This is a genomic window from Brevibacillus parabrevis (genome assembly GCF_003710905.1).
GTDB lineage: Bacteria > Bacillota > Bacilli > Brevibacillales > Brevibacillaceae > Brevibacillus > Brevibacillus parabrevis.
In genome coordinates, this window is record NZ_RHHV01000007.1 from 91,745 (window position 1) to 115,714 (window position 23,970).

Genomic DNA, 23,970 nt, shown 5'->3' on the forward strand with positions numbered 1-23,970 from the left:
CTGTGACCAAACCTTGTCGTAAATGCAACCAAATCTTGAACATGGCTGGTTCAAGGACTTGCTCATTGGCTGGTGACACTCGATTGGATCGCCCTTACAGTAGGACTTGTTTCAACCAGTACCGAGCATGGTGATAGGAGATGAGGACATGAAAACGTCCAAGACAGCACGCTGTCTGTCCGTTTTGTACATGTTCCTGCTGCTGTTCATGACGACCGGGTGCGCAGATAAATATCTCGTGCTCAATCCGAAGGGGCCGATCGGTGAACAGCAAAAGGACCTGATGATTTTGTCTACGCTTTTATGCTTGATCGTGATTGTTCCGGTTTTGATTCTGACTTTTGTCATTGTGTGGCGATACCGTGACAGGAAAGGAAGAAAGGCGAAGTACACCCCGGAGTGGGAGCACAGCACGGCGCTGGAGACGACCTGGTGGGGGATTCCTGTTGTCATCATTACGTTGATCGCTATTATTACGGTTCGCTATACGTATTCGCTCGAACCGTCCAAACCGCTAGAGTCAAAAGTCGAACCGATCACGATTCAGGTGACGAATCTGGATTGGAAGTGGCTGTTCCAATATCCCGAGCAGGGGATTGCGACAGTGAACTACGTGCAGTTCCCGGAAGATGTGCCGATTCGCTTCGAGATTACCTCGGATGCCCCGATGAACTCCTTCTGGATTCCCCAGCTTGGCGGACAGATTTATGCGATGTCGGGAATGGCGATGGTTTTGCACCTGCAAGCAGACGAGCAGGGCGAGTACATGGGGTCCGGCGCCAACTACACGGGGAAGGGCTTCGCGGACATGTACTTCACGGCCAAGGCGACATCGCAGGAAGCTTTTGATCAATGGGTGAGCGAAGTGAAAGGAACATCGGCAGCATTGACTCTGGATGGCTATAAAAAGCTGGCAGAGCAAGGTACCTCGGATGTCCGCTATTTCTCCTCTTTCCCTGAAGGATTGTTTGAGATGACAGTGACGAAATACGCTGCTTCGCACAACCACGGTTTGTCCGTGAAGGCACGCAAGGAAGTGCGCATCGAGGAATAGCCAGAAGGAAGGAGAGAGGAAGACGTGTGGGATAAAGCGAAAGAATTTGCTTCGGAGTTTTTTGTGACAGGCGATCCGCTCATCTACGGTGCGGATGTCAGTATCGCTTTGACGCTGATCGCGATCGTTTCTGTGCTGACTTACTATAAAAAATGGGGCTGGCTCTGGCGCGAATGGCTGACGACTGTCGACCACAAACGGATTGGCATCATGTACATTTTGGCTTCCGTGCTCATGCTGTTTCGCGGCGGGGTCGACGCGCTGCTGATGCGTGCGCAGCTCGCCATGCCAGAGCTGCAATTTTTGCCCGCCGAGCACTACAACCAGATTTTTACGACGCATGGCGTCATCATGATTTTGTTTATGGCGATGCCGCTTATGTTCGGGCTGTTCAATGTGATCGTACCGTTGCAACTGGGGGCGCGTGACGTAGCCTTCCCGTTTCTGAACTCGCTCAGCTTCTGGCTGTTTTTCTCGGGAGCGATGTTGTTCAACTTGTCGTTTGTCATCGGCGGCTCGCCGGATGCCGGGTGGCTGGCCTATCCGCCGTACTCGGATAAAACATTCAACCCTGGCTACGGGCAAGACTTCTACATTTGGGGCATCCAGATTTCCGGGATCGGCAGCTTGATGACGGGGATCAACTTCATCGTCACGATCTTGAAAATGCGCACGCCCGGCATGACGTTGATGAAAATGCCGATGTTCTCGTGGTCGGTGCTGTCGAGCTGTATCGCCATCGTGTTTGCTTTTCCGATCTTGACCGTGACTTTGGCGCTTCTGTTCATCGACCGCTATTTGGGCGGACATATTTTCACGCTGGACGGCGGCGGCAACCCGATGATGTACATCAACCTGATCTGGATGTGGGGCCACCCGGAAGTATACATTCTCGTGCTGCCTGCATTCGGCATCTTCTCCGAGGTCGCCGCCACGTTCTCGAAGAAAAAGCTGTTCGGGTATAAATCCATGGTGTTCGCCATGATGATTATTAGCGTCGTGTCGTTCCTCACCTGGGCGCATCACTTTTTTACGATGGGCTCCGGGGCAGATGTCAACGCGTTCTTTGCCCTGTCCACGATGGTGATTGCCATTCCGACAGGTGTGAAGGTGTTCAACTGGCTGTTTACGATGTTCCGCGGAAAAGTCACTTTTGAAACACCGATGCTGTGGATGATCGGGATTATTCCGAACTTCGTCATCGGCGGGATGACCGGGGTGCTCTTGTCTGTCGCGCCTGCCGATTTCCAGTATCACAACAGCTATTTCCTGATAGCCCACTTCCATCAGGTCATTATCGCCGGAGTCGTATTCGGATTTTTCGCCGGATTGTACTACTGGTGGCCGAAGCTGTTTGGCTTCAAGCTGAACGAACGTCTCGGCCGACTGGCTTTCTGGCTGTGGAATCTCGGTTTTTACCTGTGCTTCATGCCGCAATACGCGCTCGGTCTGATGGGGATGACTCGCCGGGTATATACGTACGGTTGGGACAAAGGCTGGTTTGAAATGAATCTCGTTTCCACGATCGGGGCCGTCCTGATGGGCGCAGCCTTCATCGTGCAAGTTTGGGATATTGCGCACAGCCTGAAAAAAATGGATCGGGAAGGAACCCAAGATCCGTGGAATGCGCGGACGCTGGAATGGTCGATTCCGTCTCCCGCTCCGTTTTACAACTTCGCTACTTTGCCGCAGGTGACTCATCAGGACGACTGGTGGGAGAAGAAGCAGAGAGGCTGGAGTGCTCCGGCAGTCGAGCTGGAACCGATTCACATGCCGAAAAATTCCGGTATCCCGATCATCATGTCGATGTTTTGGTTTTTCAGCGGATTCGGGCTGGTATTTGACTGGCTTTGGCTGGCGGTACCGGGATTTGTGGGAGTGCTCGCTTGCATGATCGTCCATTCGTTCAACTACAAGCCGGACTATTACGTCCCGGTGGAGGAAGTGCAGCGGGTTGAGGCTGCGGCAAGGAGGGGGAGCAAGTAATGGCTCAGACGCATAGCAACGCCGAGCATCACGGCCACGGCCATGAACATCCTGATCAGGAGGAAATGCGCACCTTTGCTTTTTGGATTTACCTCATGACGGACGTCATTTTGTTTGCGACCTTGTTTGCGACTTACATCGTCCTGCAAGGCAACACGGACGGCGGGCCAGGGCCGAAAGACATTTTTCAGATGAACGGCATTTACGCCAGTACGTTTATTTTGTTGACGAGCAGCTTTACGAGCGGCCTTGCCCTTTTGGCGATGCACAAGGGCAATCGACTTGCTCTGATGAACTGGCTGTGGGTGACGATTTTTCTGGGAGCGTCGTTTTTGTTCCTGGAGGTCAACGAGTTTATGCACATGGTGCACGAAGGCGCAACGATCAGCACGAGCGCTTTCCTGACAGCCTTTTACACATTGGTCGGGACGCACGGCTTGCACGTTGCTCTCGGCCTGGGCTGGATGATTATTTTGATCATCCAAATCGCCAAGCACGGCATCACGCCCGTGACCAAGCGCAAAGTCAACATCGTCAGCCTGTTCTGGCATTTTCTCGATATCGTCTGGATTTTCGTCTTCACCATCGTGTATTTGCTGGGGGTGAAGTAAAGTGAGCAACCAAACGGCACACGGTTCCTTGAAATCGTACGTCACCGGGTTTATTTGCTCGATCGTGTTGACGATTATCCCGATTGTCGTCCTCGTAAACAATTGGCTGGAAGGGCTGGGCAGCACAATCGTCTTTTTGGCGGCGGCGCTGTTGCAGTTTATCGTTCAGCTGGTGTTCTTCATGCACTTGAAGGACGAGGAAAAACCGAGGTACAATCTGATGTCGCTTTTGCTCGGGATTTTTATCGTCCTGTTGATCGTGGTCGGCTCCATCTGGATCATGATGTACAACATGGTAGCGATATGAGCAAGAAACAAAAGGAGGGGCCCGGATGCTCGCAGACTGGATACAGCTGACCAAACCCCGCATCCTACAGTTGAATTTGATCGCAGCATTTGGCGGTTACTGGGTGGCTAGCAAGTGGGAGCCGGATTGGCTGCTTCTTTTGTGGCTGTTGACCGGGACGGCGCTGACGATGGCGGCGTCCTGCGTATGGAACAATGTTTGGGATTACGAGCTGGATCGCAAAATGCAGCGGACAAAAGACCGCCCGCTCGCGGCTGGTCGACTGAAAACCGGGGGCGTGCTGCTGTACGCCCTGATGCTCGGTGTTTGCGGCGAGCTGGTTTTGTTCTGGAAAGGAAACGAGCTGGTCGGTTGGCTCGGACTGTTCGGGATGTTCATGTACGGGTGCGTCTATACGATGTGGCTGAAAAGAAAGTCGACATGGAGCACGTCGATTGGCGGGGTGTCCGGCGCAATGCCCCCGGTGATGGGGTATTGTGCCGCTTCGAACGAGCTTGATGCCGGGGCATGGTTGTTGTTTGCCTTGCTGTATTTTTGGCAGCCCGCGCATTTCTGGTCGCTGTCGATTCGGCGCGTGGACGAGTATAAAGCGGCTGGCTTTCCGCTGCTTCCTGTCGTCAAAGGAATCGCCCGAACCAAGCTGCAAATGATTCCGTACGTACTGTTTCTGCTCCCGACGGTCACGGCGATGTACCTGCTAGGGTATGCAGGGGTTGTGTTTTTCGCGGTTTCTTTGCTGTTCGGCATGATCTGGATGGGACATACCATCAGTGGCGTTGTGACAGCAAATAATGAGAAATGGTCGAAAACGAATTTTATCTTGTCCGTAAACTATTTGCTGGTTGTCTTCGTGTGCATGGTCGTCGATACGCCAGGCCGTCCATTTTGGTAGACCAGATGAAGGGCAGGGATTCTTATGAGAGTAGCTTCCTATCTGATCGTATTTTTTCTGCTCGCCGCAGTTTCCGGGTGCGGCAGCCCAGCGGCCGAAGAACAGGCGGAAGTGACGGCTTCCGCTGAAGATACAAGCGCGATGCAGCTATATAAAAAGAACTGCATGAGCTGCCATGGCAACGATTTGTCCGGCAGGGTCGGCCCGAGCTTGCAGCAAGCAGGTTCCAGGCTGACCGAGGAACAGATTGGAGACATCATCAAAGCGGGTGCAAGAGGGATGCCGGGTTACGAAAAGAGCCTGAAGACCGAAGAAATCTCCCAACTGGCAAAATGGTTGGCTGCGAAGAAGGAATAGAGCGGGAGGAATATGCGATGAAAAGAGCAGTCTGGTTCATCACTTTAGTCATCACAATCGTATTGGCGACCGCCTGCGGCAGTGAAAAGGCAAGCAAGCTGAACATACCCGTGCAACCTTTCGCGTTTACTGACCAGGACGGAAAACCTTTTTCCTCAGCCGATGTAGAAAACAAGGTGTGGGTCGCCAACTTTATTTTTACGTACTGCGCGACGGTTTGCCCGACGATGACAGCCAACATGGCGCAGTTGCAAAAGAAAGCGAAGGAGGCGGGAGTGGACGTCGAGCTGGTCTCCTTTTCGGTCGATCCAGAGCAAGACAGCCCGGAGGCACTGAAGGCTTATTTGGGCAAATTCGCTGCCGATTTTTCCAACTGGCATGCATTGACCGGCTACGAGTTTGCCGAAATCAAAACGTTTTTGCTGCGCTCGTTCCGGGCTACGATTGCCAAAGACGCTGCATCTGAACAAGTCATTCACGACACGCTGTTCTATCTGGTCGATCAGAACGGCAAAGTGGTGGCACGCTATGACGGCATGACCGATCCGCCTTACGACGAGATCGTGGAGGACATCAAGCTGCTGCAAAAATAGGGCAAGACAAAAAGAGAAACTCCTTTGGCGAGTTTCTCTTTTTGTCGATAAAGCCCTGTCCCGTTTTGTTATCTTGCCAGCAGCAGCGCTAGGAGAACAGCTTGAAATTCCTCTGGCGCATTGTCAAAAGCTACTTGCCTGTTGTTACGGAAGAAATCGGCTTCCACTTTTTCATTTTGGTCAATCGGAACGAGATAAATGCCGGATGAATCTGGCTTCAAGCTCTGATGGTGACTCTTATGGCTGGGAAAGGGGCATGGAATTATACAGAATTAGCTTTCGGTAGAAATGGTACTGATGAAGAATCAGATGCTTTTCGACATGCGTTATGGAATATGTGGATAGTATGGGCAGTGAATGATAGTTGGGCAGAAAAGTGGACGAATGCCCACGAAGATGGTGCTTCCTATCAAAACAAAAAATCTCTAACATATAAAATGGATATGCACAATAATGCAGAAGGACGATACAAAGCAGCACAAGAGGGGATAGACAGTGATAGCAGTCGTTCAGACATTAAAATTGCGATTGATGAGTTATACAAAAGCGGAAAGCTTAAAAAAATTAATAAACCGAACCCTAAAAAAGAGAGTACCTGGACACTAGATAAATTTACAGGTAAAGAAGAGGATTATGCAGATCAAGATCTTCCCCCTATTTAGTAAGAAAAAAGAGAACCAGGAATAATCATTCCTGATTCTCCTTTTTGAAAGAAGGTGATATTTATGAAGAATAAATTAATGGTGCCTTTGGCTGCAACAGCAATAGTTGTGGTGCTAGTATTTGGATTTTTATATGTGTGGACTGGAACCGATTACTATAAATTTTCTGATGGAGCATCTTCAGAACAGATAGAAGCTCTAAAGAGTAATAAAATAGATTATATAATCAAAGAAGATGGGTCTTTATGGATAAGAAAAAGTGACGAATTGAAAGTAGCACAATGCTGTACATAGCAATGGTTTCTTTTAAAGTTTTTCCCCTGAATTACTGAGGCCATAAAGAAAGGCCGTCGAGAAAGTCGACAGCCTGAGAAACTCGCGACAGGAGGTTTTCTTTTTCTGGACATTGTGGCGCGAATCAGCTTAAAACCGCACGCAGAGCCGAGGCGAATTTGGCTACGCCAAGCGTGATTTCTGCTTCTTTCGGGCGGGCAAAGGTGAAGCGAATATAACCGGAGTCAGATCCGTACACACTTCCGGGGGCGACAACCACGCCGCGCCGCAGAGCTTCTTCAAACAGCTGGTTGTCGTTGATCTCGGGCACAATTTTGCACCACAAATGCAGTCCGCCCTGCGGAAGCGTGAACGTCACCAGATCAGGCAGTTCCGTTTGCAAGGCTTCCACCAGCAAATCGCGGCGATAGAGCAGGCGCATCCGCAGTTGCTCCAGGTGGGGCAGGAAGAAGTTGGAGTGCAAAAATTGGGCGGCAATTTTTTGCGGAACGACGCTCAGGCCGAAGTCCATCTGCTGTCGCGCGTCTGCCAGTCGTTCCACGACGGAGTGGGGGGCCACCATCCAGCCGACGCGCAAGCCGGAGGCCGCGATTTTGGAAAAGGAACCGATGTACAGGACGGAGCCGAGCTGGTCGTGCGATTTGAGCGGGGCAGGCGGATCGCCATCGTAGGACGTGAGACTGAATGGATCGTCCTCCACGATCGGAAGCCCCAGCTCGCTGGCCACGTTCAGCAGTTGGGTACGGCGGGCCGGATTGAGGCAAATGCCTGTCGGGTTTTGAAAAGTCGGATTGAGAAAAATCATTTTGATCCGGTTTTTTTTATACAAGGAGCGAATATCTTCGGGATCGATGCCCTCCGGACTGACCGGGAGCCGGAACAGGCGCAGGCCAGCCGACTGAAACATCGGCAAAGAGTAGCAATACGATGGATCTTCTATGGCGACGGCATCCCCGGGAGCGAGCAAACATTGTGTGATCAAATAAAGCGACTGCTGGGAACCCGATGTGATGAGAATGGACGAGTCTGTCGTCTTGATCTGCCGATACCGCGACAAATAGGAAACGAGTTCTTCGCGCAGTGGCGTGAAGCCTTGGGGATTGTCGTACCCTAAATATTCCGTAAAGGGGTTTTCTTTCATCAAGGTGCTGATTTCCTGACCCGGAGACAATTGCGCGGATAGCTCCCCGCTGGCAAAGTCGATCATGCCGTCTTTTTGCAGGGCCTCGCGAATGCGGCGCAAGTAAAACAAATTCGGGAGAAACTGCCCGCCCTCCACGTACCGATGCCAGTTTGGAGTGTGTTTGGGGGTCGCTTCCCATTTGTTTTTGCAGACGCGCGTGCCGCTGCCTGTCCTGCTTTCGATGATGCCGAGTGCACGCAGCTCTTCGTAAGCCAAAATGACGGTACTTCGATTGACCCCCAACTGCTCTGCCAGCTTTCTTTCAGAGGGGAGCAAGCTTCCGGGAGGATATTCTCCATAAGAAATCCTGCGCTCGATCTCATCGGCGATTTGGTGATAGAGTGTTTGCGTGCTGGACCGATCAGGTTTCCACATGATAATCACAACCTTGGACATATTCGTTAACAATGATATTGACAAGAAACAAACTTATCATACCACGCGAATGGAAGCAGCTTCGGCCGAAAGAATACCAATCTATTGAACATGGATGGGTGAATGGCTGAGCAATTGGATGGTTTGCTTTTGAGAAAAATGTGGTATTCGGTGATCAATCACCGAGCAGTTTATTTCCGCTGACGGCTATATTATTGTTGCTCCGATGTGGAATTACGGCGTGCCGCCGATGTTGAAGGCGTATATCGATGCGGTGTGCATCGCCAGAAAAGCATTTCGCATGACGGAAAACGGCGCGGACGGCGTCATTTCCGTCTTGAAACAACTATATATGGAAAAAGGGCCGCCCCGAACATCCATTCTTGTTCGGGGCGGCAATAGTGGCAGTAGCGATGTCGTTACTCGACGTAGCGAATGAGGTGTTCGCGCGGCTGTCTTGTTTTCGGGCGCGGCTCGTTTTTGCGGTAGCCAAAGGCAACCATGCAGGCTACGCCGAAGCGTTCCTTGTCCAGCAGTCCTTCAGCTTGCAGGAGTTCCTCTGCCTGTTTTTTGTCGAAGCCTTCGATCGGGCAGGAATCGATGCCGATCATGGCGGCTGAGCTCATCATGTTGCCAAGGGCGATGTACGTTTGTCTGGCTGCCCATTCGAACATGACGCGCTCGTCTGCAAACAGCTCAAAATCTTGCTTCAAAAATTTGTCGTACATGGCGCTTTTCGCGGTGATGACGTTTTCCGGCAAAAGCTGCACGTTTTTCATCTGGTTCACTACGTAGTCGGAATCAGCCGCCATCTCTTGCTTGGTACGCGCCAGGATGATGACAAAATGACTCGCTGTAGCCAGTTGCTTTTGCGCCCCCCAGGAAACGACAGACAGCTTGTCGCGCAGAGCGCGGTTTTGCACGACGAGAAAGTTCCAAGGCTCAAAACCGAATGAGCTGGGAGAAAGGCGAGCCGTTTCCATAATGAAAGCGAAGTCTTCTTGTGCAATCGTTTTGTCTGCGGCAAATTCTTTAGTGGCGTGTCTGGTTTCGTATGCTTGCAAAATCTGTTCTTTTTGGATCATGTTATCCTCCAGATAAGGTAAGTTATTTTGGGGAAGTCATCGGGTAGAACGGACAAAGGACAGGACGGTTTCGATCAGCTCTGCCTCCTGCTCCCACAGTACCAGGTGCCCTGAAGCGATCTCGTGGTAGCGCGCGTCAGGCAGGAGGGCGGCCATTTCCCTTGTCTGCTCCACAGGCACCATGCGATCGTAAGTCAAGCCGATGGCCAGTGCTGGGGCAGTGACTTTGCCAAGCAAAGGCCGCAGGTTGATGCGAGTGTCAAGTTCGGCCTGTTTGCCAGTACCTTCGGCAAGTGTCGCAGCCAAATTGGCGGTAAACTCATGCAACTGCTCCAGTGTTTGAAACGAGCTGTAAAACGCCGGGCTGAAGCCAGTGTGGATGGCGAATTGGGCGAACAGCTCCCGATCCTGGCGGAACAGCTTTTGCCACAGATCGAACTGATAGGCGACAGCGAGATCGCTTTCTACCCAGCCCGCGATCGCTGTCACCGATTGGACTCGCTCCGGGTATTTGGCGGCGATGGCCGTTGCTACGACAGCGCCGAGCGAGTAGCCTACGACATGAAAGTGCGTAAAGCCTTCCTGCATAACTGCCTGCACATTTTGCTCGACCAGATCGTCCAGCTCCAGCCGCTCGCGGTCGTCTTGCGTTTTGCCCGAGCCGCTGTAATTGGGGGTGATGACGGTAAAGTCAGGTGCCAGCGCCTTGCCGAGATTGCCCCACGTGCCTTCGTAACTGCCTCCTGTACCGTGGATCAACAGCACGGCAGGCCCGCTTCCTTCTACTGCATATGCGACGTTTATGGGACCAACCTGAACGAATTTTTCCATGAGGGCCTCCTTGAAATCGTGTTTTACAAAAGTGATCTTACCGAATACACTGTAAAAAAGTAAGTACGCACTTTTTCGTTGAATACTTACCAAAAGGGAAGTGAGAACCATGGGGAACCAACAGGTGATTTATCAAATAAACGGCAAACAGTTTCAGTGTCCGATCGAGCTGTCTGTTTCCATTCTTGCAGGAAGATGGAAAACGACGATTATTTGCCAGCTGCTGAACGGGAAAAAGCGGTACGGTGAGCTGAAGAAAAACATCATGGGCGTGAATCACAAAATGCTCGCGGAACAGCTGCGGGAGCTGGAAGAGTCGGGGATTGTGCTGCGGCATGTGTACCCGGTCGTTCCGCCAAAGGTGGAGTACGAGCTGACAGAGCGGGGAGAAGCACTGCGTCCCGTGATTGAATACTTGATCAAATGGGGAGAGCAGTTTGGCACGCCTGTAGCGGATGAAGTGGAGCCGACTGCCTAAAACTGCTGAAAGCACCGGGCCATAATCGCATACGACAACCATACGACCACCTGAGAACGGCGGATTTTTTTCGGGCGAAGGCAAAAAAGGGAAGGAAGCGGCCGATTTGTTTTTACGGTCCCCCCTCCCTATGAAAATAATGGTATAATCAGCCAAGAATAGCATGCAGCTAGGTGCCTTTGCGAGAGCAAGGGGTAACAGGGAATCGGGTGAAAATCCCGAGCGGTCCCGCCACTGTAATTGGTGAGTTCTCTTTCCAACATGTCACTCGGTGTGGAGCATAACCATCGGGGAAGACGAAAGAGCGCGATGAGCCAAAAGCCAGGAGACCTACCTAGTTTGTCACACCCGTAATCCTTCGCGGAAAAGGTGAGGTGTAGGAAGAAGCTGCGACAGCTTGTGTCTATTTATTCATGATGTCGACTGATTACTTCTACACGTTTGCCTCGTCCGGCGGGACGGGGCTTTTCTATTGATCACAAAAAGATAGGGAGTGGAAACGATGCTGCAAAAGAACCGGAAAAGCTGGATCGGCAAAGCATGGCTGTTTGGCCTGCTCACGATTTTTTTGGTCGTGACTGGCTGCTCTGCTGCTTCACCGTCATCGTCAACGCCTGCGGAACAGAAAACTGAACAGGCGGTGCCGCAGGAAAAGCAGGAGCTTGCTTTTCAAGATTCCGCAGGGACTGCGATCACGGTAAAGCTGCCAGTAGAGCGGGTGGTCGTGCTCAATCGCAACACGGCAGAAGCGATCAAGCTGCTGGGAGCCGAGCAGTACGTGCTGGCTACAGGCGACACGACGGTCAAAAATAACCCGTACCTCGGATTTGACAGCAAGCCGGATGTGGGGGAAACGAAGCAGATCAATCTGGAGCAAATCATCAGCTTGAAGCCGCAAATCGTCTTCGCCTATACGAATCGCCCAGACAAGACGCTGGAGGAAAAGCTGGAGCCAGCCGGAATCAAAGTCGTGCGAATGAACAACTATTTGCCGGAACAGATGGATGAGGAGCTGAAGCTGCTCGGCAAAATTTTTGATAAATCGGACAAGGCAGACGAATTTCTCGCCTGGAAGCATTCGATTGAAAAGCTGTTAGCGGACCGGGTGGCAGGCATCAAGGAGGAAGACAAAAAACAGGTGCTTGCCTTGTCAGCCGGATTTCTCAATACGAACGGGGGCTACCGGATTTTCCCCAGCCAGTCGTTGGACGGGAAGCCAGGAGTAGGGGAAGGCTACGCGACGATTCTGGCTGGCGGGAAAGACGCTGCCGACTTGCAATGGAATCCGGCGGAGGCGTCGACTACGATCATGGTCGACGAGGAATATGTGCTCAAGCGCAACCCGGAGGTCATTACCCTGCACGGCACCTGGCTGGGTGGCTACAATGTGAAGGATACGAAGCCGTTTGAAGAAGCGCTGCGCCATATTATGAGCACGACATCTGTTTCGCGGCTCAAGGCGGGGCAAAGCAAAGACATTTACTTTTTCTACACCAACTTTGTCGGATCGGACAAGCGGTATATCGGCAATCTCCAACTAGCCAAATATTTGTACCCGGATAAATTCCAGGATATCGATCCCGAGCAGTATGCCAAAGAGTATTTTGAAAAATGGTTAGGCGTGCCATACCAAGGCATTTGGCACTATTCGTTCAAAGATGTTCAATGACAGCCAAGGACAACCGCTGAGCAAGCCAGTGCAGCGACCGATCCAGGCCATCTATCACGGGAGCGTGAAAAGCAAGCTGCTCATTTTGACAAGCCTTTTCCTCCTGCTGGTGCTGCTGACGCTTTACGCAGTCAGTCAAGGGGCTGTAGAAGTTGCGTTGCCTGAGCTTTTGGCTATTTTGTCCGGACGCGCTTCCGATGAGATGACCGCCTACATCGTATACGAGATTCGGCTGCCGCGCATGGTCATGTCGATCATTACAGGAGTTTCGCTGGCATGTGCCGGTGCGATTATGCAGGCGATTTTGCGCAATCCGCTGGCAGACCCTTTTACGCTCGGCGTATCGAGCGGAGCGGCTTTTGGAGCAGCATTGGCGATCGTGGCCGGGACGAGTGTGTTTGGCATCAACCTCGTTTCGAGCGGACAGTGGATGATCGCTCTTAATGCCTTTGTGTTTGGCTGTCTCGCTGTGGGCGCGGTCTACGGCATCGCCAAGCTCAAAAACAGCTCGACGACCGTACTGCTTTTGGCGGGGGTGGCCATTGGGCAACTGTTTTCGGCGGGCGTTTCCGGTTTGAAGTTTTTTTCCAACAACGAAGCGTTGAAAGACTTGGTCGTCTGGCTCATGGGGGGATTTTGGGGAGCAAAATGGCAAGTGCTGCACATTTTGCTGCCGCTCGTGATCATCTCGCTTGTCCTTTTGCTGAAATACGCCTGGGACCTGAACTCGCTATGCGCTGGCGAAGATGTGGCGCGAACGCTCGGCGTCAATGTCAAACAAGTCCGCTGGGTGTGCCTTTTGCTCGTTACCTTGATGGCCTCCGTCACGATTGCCTTCACAGGGATTATCGGGTTCATCGGGCTGGTGGCACCGCATATCAGCAGAATCATCATCGGGACGGATTATCGATTTTTACTGCCGTGCTCTTGCCTGATGGGCGCTTTGCTGCTGCTCTTGTCAGATACGGCGGCCCGCATGGTATTATCTCCGATCGAGATTCCGGTAGGCATCATCACCGCGTTGTTTGGCGCCCCGTTTTTCGTCTATTTGCTGTTGAAAAAGCGCAAGGACTACTGGGCATAAGGAGGACGGTCGGGTGTACATGCAGGTCAAGGATTTATCGATCAAGTACGGAACGAAGATGATTCTGAAGCAAATTCAGATGAACTTGCAAAAAGGCGAGGTCGCAAGCATCATCGGGCCAAACGGTGCCGGGAAAACAACCTTGCTCAAAAGCATGGCGTCGATTATCACGGTGGAACGAGCGCGGATCTGGATCAAAGACAGAGACATTCGCTCCTATTCGGCTAACGAGTTGGCGAAAACGCTGGGGTACGTGCCGCAGCACACGGCTTTCGGCTATCCGTTAACGGTGTTGGAGACGGTGCTTCTGGGCAGGAAACCGTACATGCAGTGGAACGTGACGGCTCACGATCTGGAAGTAGCGGGAGCAATCATGGAGCGGCTGCAACTTGCGGAAATGGCGCAGCGTTATATGGACGAGCTGAGCGGAGGCGAGCGGCAAAAGGTACTGATTGCGCGAGCGCTTGCCCAAGAGCCGGAAATACTGCTGCTGGATGAGCCGACGTCCGCTCTCGATATTCGCCATCAACTGGAGGTGCTGGAGCTGGTTCGGCAGCTTGCCCTCCAGCAGCAAGTGCTGGTCGTGTTGATCATGCACGATCTGGAGCTGGCGGCCAGATATTCAGATCGCGTGTTTTTGCTGCAGCAAGGGCAAATTTATGCTTCCGGGCGGCCGGAGGAAGTGTTTACCTCTGCGAATATGGAGCAGGTGTACGGAGTAAAAGTCGAGATCGGGCAGGGCAGCAGCGGTCTGAAGTTGACGGCCACGCTGCCAGAGTCGCGATAAGCAAGGGGGAGAACATGTACTACGGAGTAAGGCTAGGGATGAAGTCCAGGGAAGCCTGGATGGAAGGGATGAAAAATTGGGAAGGCAAGCTGCCCGAGCGCATGACTGACGACCAACTGGAAGAAAGCTTTTGGGATCAATTTTTGCAGCGCAAAACGGCGGAAGCGGAGCCGGATGACTATGTGCGGGAGATTGGCAGGGAGCTGCTTTCCTTTATTCAGGAAGACGATGAAGTGCTGGAGATTGGGCCGGGATGGGGAAATTACACGTTTGCGGCGGCGAGCAAAGCGCGGTCGCTCACTTGCGTAGACAGTTCGGCGAGTGTGCTGGGCTATCTGGAGCAGGGGGCGCGTGCGAAAGGGCTATCCAACATGAGCTTTGTCCATGCCAAGTGGGAAGAGTACGAGCCGCCCGTCCATGATGTCGTGTTTGGTGTGAACTGCTATTATCGGATGCAGGCGATTGATCAGGCGATGGTCAATATGAACAATTCGGCCAGGCGGTTGGCGGTGATCGGGATGACTAGCGGGCCGGAAAAGCCGCACTACTGGGATATTCATCAGCAGCTCGGGTACAAAATCAAGTTTTCGCGCAGAGACTATATTCATCTGACCAATTTGCTGTATGAGCTGGGCATTGACGTGAACTGCAACATTCTTCCTTTGCAAAAAACGTACGTGTACGAGTCGGAGGAGCAGTTTGTCAGCCAAAATTTGAGCGCGATTATGGAGCCGTCCTATGATCGGGAGAAAGCGGAGGCGATTTTGCGCCAATATTTGGTCTGGGTAGATGGCAAGCCTGCGTATGTGCATCAGTTTAAAGCGGCGTTGTTGTATTGGAAGCCGGAGAGAAGGATTAGCTTGTAAAGATGGTGTTGATCGAAGCTGTAGCGAAGGGAGGAAACAGGAGAAACACATAAGCAAAACAAGCACGAAAAAGCTTCGCGCACAAAATGCAGCGAAGCTTTTTATCATGCTAGGCAACTCTTTTCGGCATGGCGAATCCGAACTTTTTCTACGCATTCACTCAACGCATCCACTTTTCCATCCCATTGAAAATCCATTCCGCTTCCGTCCCAGCAGCCAGACGGATCAATGCTTCCGACCCGTTTTCCTCCGCGAAGCGTTGTTCGGCACTCGTGATGGGAATCATCCAGAGCAGGTTGACCGGATCGCCGTAAACCGTCGGGAAGGCCAGCGCCGGGGCGCTTTGGGGCTTGGCGAGCAGCATGGATGTGAAGCGGGCGTCTACCTCGCTGATCTCCTGACAAGGGATGGTGTGCCCTTGGGCGAGAAAAGTCATGTACGACCAGGGCAGCGTTGTTTGTCCGCTGATGTAGGCCAAAAGTTGCTTTTCATTTTCAGCCAGCCATTTGGTTTCGCAGGCAAAAGCCAGCTCGAAGCGGCGCAGTTGTTCCGGTGATTCGGTATATAGCTCGACCTTTGGCTGCGGCACGATGGAGACGCCCAAGGTGACGGCATAGGTGATTTCGCCCTTTTCCACCGTGACCAATGCTTTCGGCGGCCAGTGACCGCCGTCGATGCCGTAATAGTTTTTGACCGGGCCAAGCGTTGCCGTGATCGCGTCGAGATACTGATGCTGCAAGTCTGGCCAAGGATTTTCATCCCAGCTCGCCCAAAATTGCCGGGCAGCTTCGATTCGCGCAAACAAAGCGTTTGTGTCTGGTGTGCCGAGCGGAAAGCAGAAAGGAGATTCTGCGATACAGTCTCGCGCATAAGCCGGATAGCTGGAGCCGTCTGCCTGCTGCCCCGCCCAGCCGGGAATGACGCACAGCACCTCGTCTTGATAAAGCAAAGCTGCGGCGTCTCCTTCTGTCAGCCAGACAATTGACAGCTCATCTGGGTCGAGCTTTTCCGCGCCTTGCGGATGGGCGCAGCAGTCGCGCGGCAGCATGGGAGCGTTTCCGTCTTCCATGGCGGAAAAATCGAGTGTCTCGGGAGCTGGCCCGTAATTGCGCACCCAGCAGGAGCGAATACTCGCGTGTTCCTGGCCGGGGTAGTCCCACAAATAAAAATAAACGCCAGATTCATCTTCTTCGACAAAGGCTTGAATGTCGCAAAGTGGAGAAAATTCCTCCAACAAAATGTTTTTCATCGGATCACCTTCCAAACGGAATATGGTAGATTCTTCATCAAAATAGGTAGATGTAAACTTGCACGGAACAGGGGTAGAATACCATAATTGACTATTGGTGGCAAAATTTCGTCTAGACAAAAGATAGAAACGAAAGCGGGGAGCAACGATGAATCAATGTACACTATACGTCTCCATAGCTGACTATCAAAAAATAGTCGATGCGATCAAGGAGACTTTTCCAGACAAGGAAGTACAAGCTGCTGCGGACGGACAAAGCGTGACCGTCACAGACAAGAAATGGTTTGGCAAAAGCACACTGGCCTTCAACTTCATGCGCGAGGAAGCCGATCCGGAGCGCTTTTTGCAGATGAAAAAAGGGATGTACGGATTTTTTGCCCAGATTGAGACGGCGCATGAAAAGGTCAAGGAAAAGCTGCTGATCCAGATTACCGCGCTCAACGTGGCCGTAGGCATCGTAGCCAGCAAGGAAATCGACCGGGAAACGTTCGCTGCTGTCCTGGCGATTGCCAAGGAAGTATCCGGCATCGTTTTCCTCCCGACAGGCCACATGCTCGATAAAGAGGGCCGCCTGCTTTTGAACACCGAGGGCGAATCAGAGGTGGACGACTATTTGGTGACGGTGAGCACCGAGTTTATCGATCGGCACGTGCGTCCATCCCAGTCCGGGGAAGAGCGCAAAGCGCGCAACATCCAGCTTTTGCAGGAGCAAGGCGTCCCGTATATTAACCATTTGCCTGTCATCGTCGGGGATGAGGATGCTGTCATCAGGACCAAGGAAGAGATCGTGCAGCGGGCCATTGCTTTGTGCCTGATTGCCGTCTACGCCGCCGGAATCGCGGAGAACGGGGAGATTGCCGAAGAGCGCGAGTTCATCGAAGGAATTATCGAGCAGTACGGCGCGGCAGACTTCTTTACGGAAAACGAAAGAAAGCTCCTCGACGACCCGAATCCAAGCCAGAACGACATGGTGCAGATGGCGTGGATGTACGAATGCTACTGGGTGCTGTTGTGGGCGCTCGGCTATAAAAAAGAATTGGAGTTTCCGAGCGAGATTTGCGATGTCAGCTACGCCATCGATGTATTGCGCAGCGCGGGAAACTATCAAACTTTCTACGACAACGCCGTCGTGCGGAGCAAGGCGGAGATTTTGGATCAGGCGGATTTGATCTATCGCTACGACTGGGCGTGCGTCGATGCGCGCATCAACAACCGGACCGTGGCGGGAGGTTTGGAGCCGGGAGTCGTCATGGAAAGACACAGGGCACTAAACTGGCTCGTGCGTCACATGGAAGACGAGTGGGATCATGTGCAGATGGACACATAGGGTTCGCTAAAAAGCAGCAACAGGCTGATATCGTTCACGAACGATGTCGGCTTTTTTCGTTGTGCTCGAAAAAGAGTTGGGTACTTTTCTCGACCGATTTGTTAATACAATCTGCTTTTTCCCGTATTAACTAGCGTGAGACTCACGGACAACCACAACAAATTGCGCAATTTGTTCCTGTACCATGTCTGAGTCGGGAGGGAAGGCAGGGGAAGTAGTTGGAGATTGTTCAAATGAGCACCAAAACGGGCATCCACCAAAATCAGCTGAACGAGAGCCACGATGAGTGCATGGCAGCGGAAAAGTTCGCCGCGATTTACGATGCGTACTACAAACGCGTCTACAAGTACATTTGCTACCGGATCGACAATCACTATGCGGCAGAGGAAGTATGCAGCCACGTATTCGAAGCGGTGATTGCCAAATACAACCGCTTTTCGCCGGAAAAAGCGAGTTTTGAAGTATGGCTGTTCGCCATTGCCAGAAATGCGGTGACGGATTACTTCCGCTCACAGAAAAAAAGGGCCGCCTTCTCGCTCAGTTCGATTTTGAATTTGGCCTTGCCCAAGTCGTCTCCGGAAGACATCGTGATCCGCGATGACCGCCATGCCGCTTTGTTCCGGGCGCTGGCAAAGCTGAGCGACAAAGAACGCAACATCATCGGCATGAAGTATGCGGCAGGCTTGAAAAACGCAGAAATCGCAGAGCTGCTTGGCGTCAGCGGTTCGAATATCGGGGTTGTGCTGTACAGATGCTTGAAGAAGCTGCAAAAAGAGCTGGAAAAAGGAGGTTTTCGGCATGAGGAATAAGCCGGATACAGACGAATTTCGCGAGCTGGCCGACTATCTCGCTCATGTGGAGCTGGATGACCAGGCAGCGAAGGACAGAATCTACAACCGGCTTGCAAACAAGCTGAAAGCCGGAAAAATCCAGGCAAAGCCTGTGGAAAAGGATGAGATCGTGATGAAAAAGAGCAGTTGGAAAACGGTTGCGGCCAGTGTCGCTGCCATTGTCTGCCTGACGGGAGCTTTCTCGACTACCTCGTTTGCCCAAGAAATGCTGTCCTCTATTTTGGCGCGGTTTCAAGTGGGGAATTTGCAAATCGTGCAATATGACAAAGAGCCTGCTGCACCTGCAAGCGAAAATGCAGCCGTCCAAGCCGGAGCAGACGGCGCCCGTGCCGTGACTTTGCAGCCGCGTCCCAATCTGACGGTGCAGGAAGCCCGCGCTGTACTCGGTTCGAACTTTCCCGCGCCATCCTGGGTAGCCGATTACGAGTACGTCAACACGGTCGTTCACGGTGACAGCATGGCGGAAGTCCAATATGCGCATGGCGATAAAACAGTGAACTTCCTGATCTCGAAAGGCGGGGAAAACGGGATCGGAACGACAGAGGAAGTCAAAACGCAAGTGCTGAACGGAACGAAAGTATACATGGCGAACGGGATTGTCATTTGGGAGAAGGACGGGTATACGATCGAGCTGTATGCGCAAGATGATTTTGCGCCTAACGTATTGGGCAAAATCATTGACGGCTTCTCGACAGGAGCGCCGCTGACACAAACGGAAATCGAGCAAGCGAGAGAAAAGCTGAAAAATGCTCCTGTTACAGAAGGGGCTGGCCCTGCTCCAGCTCCCGCGCCCGTGTCCGGTAAGTAAGCGGATTGCAACCAGCGAAGCGTGTCCAGGCGACGCCATGATTTTCAGTGGCTCCCGCGGGCACGTTTTTTTGTTGCCAACTGCATGTGCCGAGCAGCTTGTCGCTTGACATTATTTGATTAGGACTATATAGTTCTAATCATGAAAAAAATCTCGAATCGCGACCATGTGATTGCCAGCGCATCCGCTCTGTTTTTGCAAAAAGGGCTGATGAATACGAGCATGGATGACGTCGTGGCGCAGAGCAAAGTCTCCAAGTCAAATATTTACTACCATTTCAAGAGCAAGGAGGAGCTTGTTGTCGCTGTGTTGGACTACCGCGCCCAATTGTTGCGCACGGTGCTTGATGAGATTGCCCAGGCCAGGGACTTGACCGCTGCGAGGCGGATCGAGCAAATTTTTGCCGCACTGGCTGACGAGCTGAACGGGCGAGACTGTGTGGGAGGCTGTCCGATCCTGTCCCTTCTGTCCGCGCAAATCCCGCAGGTTCGGGTTCGCATCCACGCGTTTATGCGCGAGCTGCAAGGAGTAGCGGAAAATGTGCTAAGAGAAGGAGTCGAGCGAAAAGAGTTCAAGGCAGGGATTCCGGTTCCCGAGACAGCGGCGCTTCTCATCACGATTTTGGAAGGAGCCATGCAGCTTGCCGAGTCTTACGGCAACACAGAAGCTTTTATAAACGCAGGCGCTACTTTTCTACACTTGATTCAAGTGTAGGCTTTTTTTGCAATTGATTAGTACCGATTAGTCCTATTAAAGGGAGGTTCATTTTATGGCAGTTGTATTGATAACAGGAGCGACAGGGTTTATCGGCCGGGAGGTAACAAGGCGCTTGGCACGCGCAGGACATACGGTGTTGGCGCTCGTGCGCTCCCTGGAAAAGTGGGAGAGGCAGCTGGCTGCAATGACAGCCGAAGAGCAGGCGAACAGCAGCGCAGTACGGGGGGATTTGCGCGAGGAGAGGCTGGGGCTGTCAGAGCTTGACTACCAGCGGGTGCTTGCCGCAGATACGATCATTCATGCCGGGGTGCCGATGGATATCGCACTCGGCGAGGAAGCGGCCAGAAAAGTCATTTTGCAAGGAGCCGATCATCTGTTGAAGCTGGCGGGCGAGCTGCACCAGCGCAAAAGGCTGCAAAAGCTCATTCACCTTGTCGGCTACATGAGCCCTTTTGACGATGCGAGCGCGACGCTTGCCACGGATGTGTTCGCCGAGAACAAGCTGTTCGATCACGCGGGAGGCTATGAAAAATACAAGTTTTTGGCTGACCTGTACGTGCGGCAGCAGGCTCATCAAGCAGGAATGCCGCTGGTTGTCGTCAATCCGAGCACAATCATCGGGCCGCGGCATACGGGAAGCACCGAGCAGACGGATGGCCTGGGACTTGTGGTCAACTCCATGCGGCAGGGGAAATTTCCCGTATTGCCCGGCGGAAAAGAATGGTGGCTCCCGCTGCTTGCCGTGGACGATCTGGCAGAAGTGATCGTCGGAATTGTCGAGGCAAAAGGCATCAAGCACCAGACGTACTACGCCTTGAACGAGCGCGGGGCGACGCCGTCTTTCCCGGAACTGGTGCAACTCATGGCAAAAGAACTGCGAATGAAGCCGCCGTCCGTCCCGTTCCCGCTGTCCGTTTTGAAAACGATCGTGCGCAACGGAGGCAGCCGCTTGCTCGGCGTTCCGGCCAACTCGATGGACTTTATCGTGAAAAAACAGTTTCCGCTCGCGCCTTTTCAGCAAATGAAGCAAACGAGGGGAGTGGGCGAATATCAAGTGGACAGCCATCTGCCAAGCGTTGTGGCTGATCTCGATTATCGCTTGTCTGCCCGGGGCGATGCCGCTCCCGATGCTTTTCAGCGGGCGAAAGTCGCAGGCTTGGCTGCCTATCAGAAGCCAGGCGTGGAGGGAGCGCCATGGGTACTGTTGCACGGCTTGTTCAGCGAGCTTGGCGATTTGTTCCCGCTGGCTGAGCAGCTTGGCGAGGAGAAGGTATGGCTGTGGGACTTGCCGGGCTTTGGCAGATCGCCCTATCATCACCGGGAGCAAAAGCTGGGCGGCTTCATCGAGGCTGTCGCCAGCGCGCTCCGAGAGCTGCCTGCTCCCGTCCATTTGGCAGGGCATTCGTTTGGTGCTTTCCTGGCATGGGAAGCGGCCAAGCGAGTGCCGGACAAGATCGCCGGAGTGTATTTGCTGCAACCGCCGCTGCACGCCCCGAAGCAGAACCCGCTGCTTGTGCAAATCGGGAAGAGCGAGAGCTTGCTCCAGCGCTTTTTGCAAAAGCAGCTGACCCGCCCCCGTCTGGAGAGCACGATGATTGAACAAGGGATGTTTCGCTCCGTGGCTGAGGTGCCGGCTGGCTATCTGGACAAGACAAAAAGCCTTCTGCAATCACCGCGCATCAGCAAGACACACGCAGAGGTTTTGCGTTATTTCATGCACGATTTTCAGCAAATGGAGTGGGGGCAGGCTGCCGCTTTTCCCGTTCACCTTGTATGGGGAAATCAAGACAGCGCCTATCGCCTGACAAGCGAGCAGGAGATAGCGCTTGGGGAGAGGCAGATCGCGGTACACCGCCATGATTTGGCCCATCATTTTCCGCTCAGCCATCCGCACGAGACAGCCAGCTTGCTGCGGTCACTGAGGGGATAGGAGATAGCCTGACTTCCCGACTTCCCCCTTCCCAACGAGACGTGGGGCTAGGAACGCTTTCAGCAAAAAGTAAAGGAGCCTTGCCGATCAAACAGGCAAAGCTCCTCTTTCTTTTGGGGCGATTCGAGCGATTCGGCCACTTCGGACAAGCGAAGCGAGCTACTTTTCTACATACGCGTACTTGAAGTACGAGCCTCCGAGCGGGAAGATCACGAAATCTTTGACTTTGTCGTTTTTCACATAGGCGTTGCCGCGGAAGTGCAGAGGGGCGAGCGGCATTTCCTCCATGAGAATTTTTTCTGCGTCAAACATCAGCTGTTTGCGCTTCGCGGCATCGGTTTCATAGTAGCTTTTGTTCAACAAGTCGCGGTACTCTTTGTTATCGAAGCGCACGACGTTGTTGCCGCCTTCTTTGTCCTTGTACATTTCCAGGAAGTTGATCGGGTCGTTGAAATCGGCGCCCCATAGCCAGATGCCGAAGTCGTATTTCCCGTTCTGGACGTCGTCGTTGAACACTTTCCACTCGGCTGTGCGAATTTCGATGTTCACGCCGAGCGTTTTCTTCCACTCGTCCTGCAACGCCTGGGCGATCTTCTTGTCGGTTTCTCCCGTGTCGTAGTAGTACGTCACTTTCGGGAACTCGCTCAACCCCAGCTCCTTCATGCCTTCCGCGAGCAGCTGCCTGGCTTTGTCTATGTCTTCCTTGAAGTAGCCGTCCGGGTTCAAGCCCATCGAGGTCGGCACCCAACCGTATGCAGGAGGTACCCCGGTTTGCAAAATATTGTCGATTAACTGTTGGCGTTCGATGGAGTAAGAGAAAGCCTGGCGAATTTTTTTGTTGGTAAAAGGCGGTTTTTGCGTATTGAAAATGACTGCCTTTGTCCCCGGATTATCGGCGACGACCAGCTTGCCCTGTTCCTTGATTTGCCCGATTGCATCAGGGGAAAGGCCGAAGGAAGGATAGCCGCCCCAATCGAGATCGCCGTTTTCAAACATCGAGAGAGCGGTGTTGTTGTCTTCGATCACGACGATTTCAATCCGATCCAGCTTGACGTTGGCCTGATCCCAGTAAGTAGGGCTTTTGGAAAAGGCCAGCTTCGCTTTATGCTCCCACTGGTCGATGACGAACGGGCCGTTTCCGACGATGGTAGAGGCGTCGCTTGCCCATTTCGGATTGCTCTCCAGCGTCTTTTTATGCAAAGGATAATAAGTAGTGAATGAGGTCAATTCACGGAAAAATGGCGTAGGCGAGCGCAGGGTGAAGTCGAGTGTGTAATCGTCCTTGGCTTTGACGCCGACGTCTTCTGCTTTGCCTGTGCCGTTGAAAAACTCTTCGCCGCCTTTGATGTAGAACAGCTGGTAAGCGTAGCCGGAGGCGGTTTTCGGATCGAGATTGCGCTTGATAGCGTATTCAAAATCGTGGGCGGTAACCGGATCGCCGTTGCTCCATTTGGCATCCTTGCGCAAGGTAAAAGTGAAGTGGGTAAAGTCAGGAGAGTTGGTGAAGCTCTCTGCTGTTCCGTTGATCATCTGACCTTGCCGATCGACGATAGTCAGTCCTTCAAAAGCGAGATTGATCATGTCCATGCTGGAGGCGTCAGTAGCAATGCCGGGGTCCATCGTCGGAGGTTCGCCCGTGATGCTCCAGTGCAAGACCATCGGTTCTCCCGAGGCAGGTTTTCCGGTCTCACCAGCGGGCTGCTGGCTTGCGGCAGGCTGGGCATTTTCAGCGGGCTTCGTCGTACAGCCGATCATGAGGCTTGCTAGTAACGCGGTGCTACAGGCAACTCGCAACCATTTTTTCATCAGTACCTCCTAGTTGTTTGAATATTTTTAAAAATTCATATGTAGAAGGATAATTCAGTTTCCTGTATCTGTCATTAAACATTCTGTATAAATATTCATGAATATTCTGTTTTTAAAACCGGGAATAATTCATACAATTTGTCCTTGAATCAGCAGCAAGGCGGAAAG

Annotated in this window: 24 protein-coding genes, 1 pseudogene and 1 riboswitch; of the genes and pseudogenes, 20 read left to right on the plus strand and 5 right to left on the minus strand. The window is 52.6% G+C overall.

What is annotated here, in order from left to right:
• The first annotated feature begins 148 nt into the window (after positions 1-148).
• The 9 genes and pseudogenes from cyoA (at position 149) to EDM60_RS09340 (ending at position 6,756) form a co-directional block, all read left to right on the plus strand.
• Positions 149-1,054: a ubiquinol oxidase subunit II gene (gene cyoA, locus EDM60_RS09300; protein WP_122963729.1), complete on the plus strand. Its 906-nt coding sequence runs from the start codon at positions 149-151 to the stop codon at positions 1,052-1,054.
• Between the two features lie 24 nt (positions 1,055-1,078).
• Complete coding sequence (locus EDM60_RS09305; RefSeq protein WP_122963730.1) at positions 1,079-3,040, plus strand: cbb3-type cytochrome c oxidase subunit I; 1,962 nt, start codon at positions 1,079-1,081, stop codon at positions 3,038-3,040.
• Positions 3,040-3,651: a cytochrome o ubiquinol oxidase subunit III gene (gene cyoC / locus EDM60_RS09310; RefSeq protein WP_122963731.1), complete on the plus strand. Its 612-nt coding sequence runs from the start codon at positions 3,040-3,042 to the stop codon at positions 3,649-3,651. The genes EDM60_RS09305 and cyoC overlap by 1 nt, the downstream gene beginning before the upstream one ends.
• A 1-nt stretch (position 3,652) precedes the next feature.
• Positions 3,653-3,958, plus strand: coding sequence for a cytochrome o ubiquinol oxidase subunit IV (gene cyoD, locus EDM60_RS09315; RefSeq protein ID WP_063229517.1), 306 nt, complete (start codon positions 3,653-3,655; stop codon positions 3,956-3,958).
• A gap of 19 nt (positions 3,959-3,977) precedes the next feature.
• Positions 3,978-4,850 (plus strand): annotated as a pseudogene (gene cyoE, locus EDM60_RS09320) (heme o synthase); the annotation flags it as partial.
• A 24-nt stretch (positions 4,851-4,874) separates the two neighbouring features.
• The gene (locus tag EDM60_RS09325) at positions 4,875-5,207 is read left to right on the plus strand and encodes a c-type cytochrome (protein ID WP_122963733.1); all 333 of its coding nucleotides are present in this window, start codon (positions 4,875-4,877) and stop codon (positions 5,205-5,207) included.
• Positions 5,208-5,224: 17 nt separating this feature from the next.
• On the plus strand, positions 5,225-5,800 hold the full coding sequence (locus EDM60_RS09330; RefSeq protein WP_122963734.1) for an SCO family protein: 576 nt from the start codon (positions 5,225-5,227) through the stop codon (positions 5,798-5,800).
• 239 nt (positions 5,801-6,039) lie between these two features.
• Positions 6,040-6,462 carry a DUF6973 domain-containing protein gene (locus EDM60_RS09335; protein WP_233454115.1) on the plus strand — a complete coding sequence of 141 codons (423 nt, stop codon included), beginning with the start codon at positions 6,040-6,042 and terminating at the stop codon, positions 6,460-6,462.
• A gap of 63 nt (positions 6,463-6,525) precedes the next feature.
• A complete protein-coding gene (locus EDM60_RS09340) occupies positions 6,526-6,756 on the plus strand; it encodes a hypothetical protein (protein ID WP_122963735.1) in 231 nt (76 codons plus the stop codon).
• A gap of 124 nt (positions 6,757-6,880) precedes the next feature.
• Here the strand turns inward: EDM60_RS09340 and pdxR are convergent, their stop codons facing one another.
• Positions 6,881-8,314, minus strand: coding sequence for a MocR-like pyridoxine biosynthesis transcription factor PdxR (gene pdxR / locus EDM60_RS09345; RefSeq protein ID WP_122963736.1), 1,434 nt, complete (start codon positions 8,312-8,314; stop codon positions 6,881-6,883).
• A 178-nt stretch (positions 8,315-8,492) separates the two neighbouring features.
• On the opposite strand from pdxR, the gene EDM60_RS29570 reads away from it, so the two are divergent.
• Positions 8,493-8,753: an NAD(P)H-dependent oxidoreductase gene (locus tag EDM60_RS29570; RefSeq protein WP_122963737.1), complete on the plus strand. Its 261-nt coding sequence runs from the start codon at positions 8,493-8,495 to the stop codon at positions 8,751-8,753.
• Here EDM60_RS29570 and EDM60_RS09355 read toward each other — a convergent pair.
• Positions 8,734-9,396 carry an NAD(P)H-dependent oxidoreductase gene (locus tag EDM60_RS09355; RefSeq protein WP_122963799.1) on the minus strand — a complete coding sequence of 221 codons (663 nt, stop codon included), beginning with the start codon at positions 9,394-9,396 and terminating at the stop codon, positions 8,734-8,736. The two genes, EDM60_RS29570 and EDM60_RS09355, sit on opposite strands and share 20 nt — an antisense overlap.
• Before the next feature lie 39 nt (positions 9,397-9,435).
• On the minus strand, positions 9,436-10,230 hold the full coding sequence (locus tag EDM60_RS09360; protein WP_167470264.1) for an alpha/beta fold hydrolase: 795 nt from the start codon (positions 10,228-10,230) through the stop codon (positions 9,436-9,438).
• A gap of 109 nt (positions 10,231-10,339) precedes the next feature.
• Here EDM60_RS09360 and EDM60_RS09365 point away from each other — a divergent pair, with 109 nt between their 5' ends.
• From EDM60_RS09365 to EDM60_RS09385, 5 genes are all read left to right on the plus strand, one after another.
• Positions 10,340-10,708 (plus strand): winged helix-turn-helix transcriptional regulator, encoded by a 369-nt coding sequence (locus tag EDM60_RS09365; RefSeq protein ID WP_122963739.1) that lies wholly within the window; start codon positions 10,340-10,342, stop codon positions 10,706-10,708.
• A 154-nt stretch (positions 10,709-10,862) separates the two neighbouring features.
• Positions 10,863-11,060: riboswitch (cobalamin riboswitch) on the plus strand.
• 150 nt (positions 11,061-11,210) lie between these two features.
• Positions 11,211-12,377 carry an ABC transporter substrate-binding protein gene (locus EDM60_RS09370; protein ID WP_122963740.1) on the plus strand — a complete coding sequence of 389 codons (1,167 nt, stop codon included), beginning with the start codon at positions 11,211-11,213 and terminating at the stop codon, positions 12,375-12,377.
• Between the two features lie 28 nt (positions 12,378-12,405).
• Entirely contained in the window at positions 12,406-13,461 is a 1,056-nt protein-coding gene (locus EDM60_RS09375) for a FecCD family ABC transporter permease (RefSeq protein WP_229049759.1), read from the plus strand.
• Positions 13,462-13,480: 19 nt separating this feature from the next.
• The gene (locus tag EDM60_RS09380) at positions 13,481-14,248 is read left to right on the plus strand and encodes an ABC transporter ATP-binding protein (RefSeq protein WP_217365289.1); all 768 of its coding nucleotides are present in this window, start codon (positions 13,481-13,483) and stop codon (positions 14,246-14,248) included.
• Between the two features lie 14 nt (positions 14,249-14,262).
• Positions 14,263-15,114, plus strand: a complete 852-nt coding sequence (locus EDM60_RS09385) for a class I SAM-dependent methyltransferase (RefSeq protein ID WP_122963743.1) — start codon at positions 14,263-14,265, stop codon at positions 15,112-15,114.
• Positions 15,115-15,274: 160 nt separating this feature from the next.
• On the opposite strand, the gene EDM60_RS09390 is transcribed toward EDM60_RS09385, so the two are convergent.
• A complete protein-coding gene (locus EDM60_RS09390) occupies positions 15,275-16,363 on the minus strand; it encodes a suppressor of fused domain protein (protein WP_122963744.1) in 1,089 nt (362 codons plus the stop codon).
• 148 nt (positions 16,364-16,511) lie between these two features.
• Between EDM60_RS09390 and EDM60_RS09395 the strand changes: the two genes are divergently transcribed.
• The 5 genes from EDM60_RS09395 to EDM60_RS09415 all read left to right on the plus strand — a co-directional run bounded on the left by EDM60_RS09395 (position 16,512) and on the right by EDM60_RS09415 (position 21,996).
• Positions 16,512-17,690 carry a DUF4272 domain-containing protein gene (locus EDM60_RS09395; RefSeq protein WP_122963745.1) on the plus strand — a complete coding sequence of 393 codons (1,179 nt, stop codon included), beginning with the start codon at positions 16,512-16,514 and terminating at the stop codon, positions 17,688-17,690.
• A 233-nt stretch (positions 17,691-17,923) separates the two neighbouring features.
• A complete protein-coding gene (locus tag EDM60_RS09400) occupies positions 17,924-18,499 on the plus strand; it encodes a sigma-70 family RNA polymerase sigma factor (RefSeq protein ID WP_233454116.1) in 576 nt (191 codons plus the stop codon).
• Complete coding sequence (locus EDM60_RS09405; protein ID WP_122963747.1) at positions 18,489-19,349, plus strand: hypothetical protein; 861 nt, start codon at positions 18,489-18,491, stop codon at positions 19,347-19,349. Before EDM60_RS09400 ends, EDM60_RS09405 begins: the two co-directional genes overlap by 11 nt.
• Before the next feature lie 141 nt (positions 19,350-19,490).
• Complete coding sequence (locus EDM60_RS09410) at positions 19,491-20,063, plus strand: TetR/AcrR family transcriptional regulator (RefSeq protein WP_122963748.1); 573 nt, start codon at positions 19,491-19,493, stop codon at positions 20,061-20,063.
• A 55-nt stretch (positions 20,064-20,118) separates the two neighbouring features.
• Entirely contained in the window at positions 20,119-21,996 is a 1,878-nt protein-coding gene (locus tag EDM60_RS09415; RefSeq protein ID WP_122963749.1) for an alpha/beta fold hydrolase, read from the plus strand.
• A gap of 159 nt (positions 21,997-22,155) precedes the next feature.
• Here the strand turns inward: EDM60_RS09415 and EDM60_RS09420 are convergent, their stop codons facing one another.
• A complete protein-coding gene (locus EDM60_RS09420; RefSeq protein ID WP_122963750.1) occupies positions 22,156-23,802 on the minus strand; it encodes a peptide ABC transporter substrate-binding protein in 1,647 nt (548 codons plus the stop codon).
• Between the last annotated feature and the right edge of the window lie 168 nt (positions 23,803-23,970).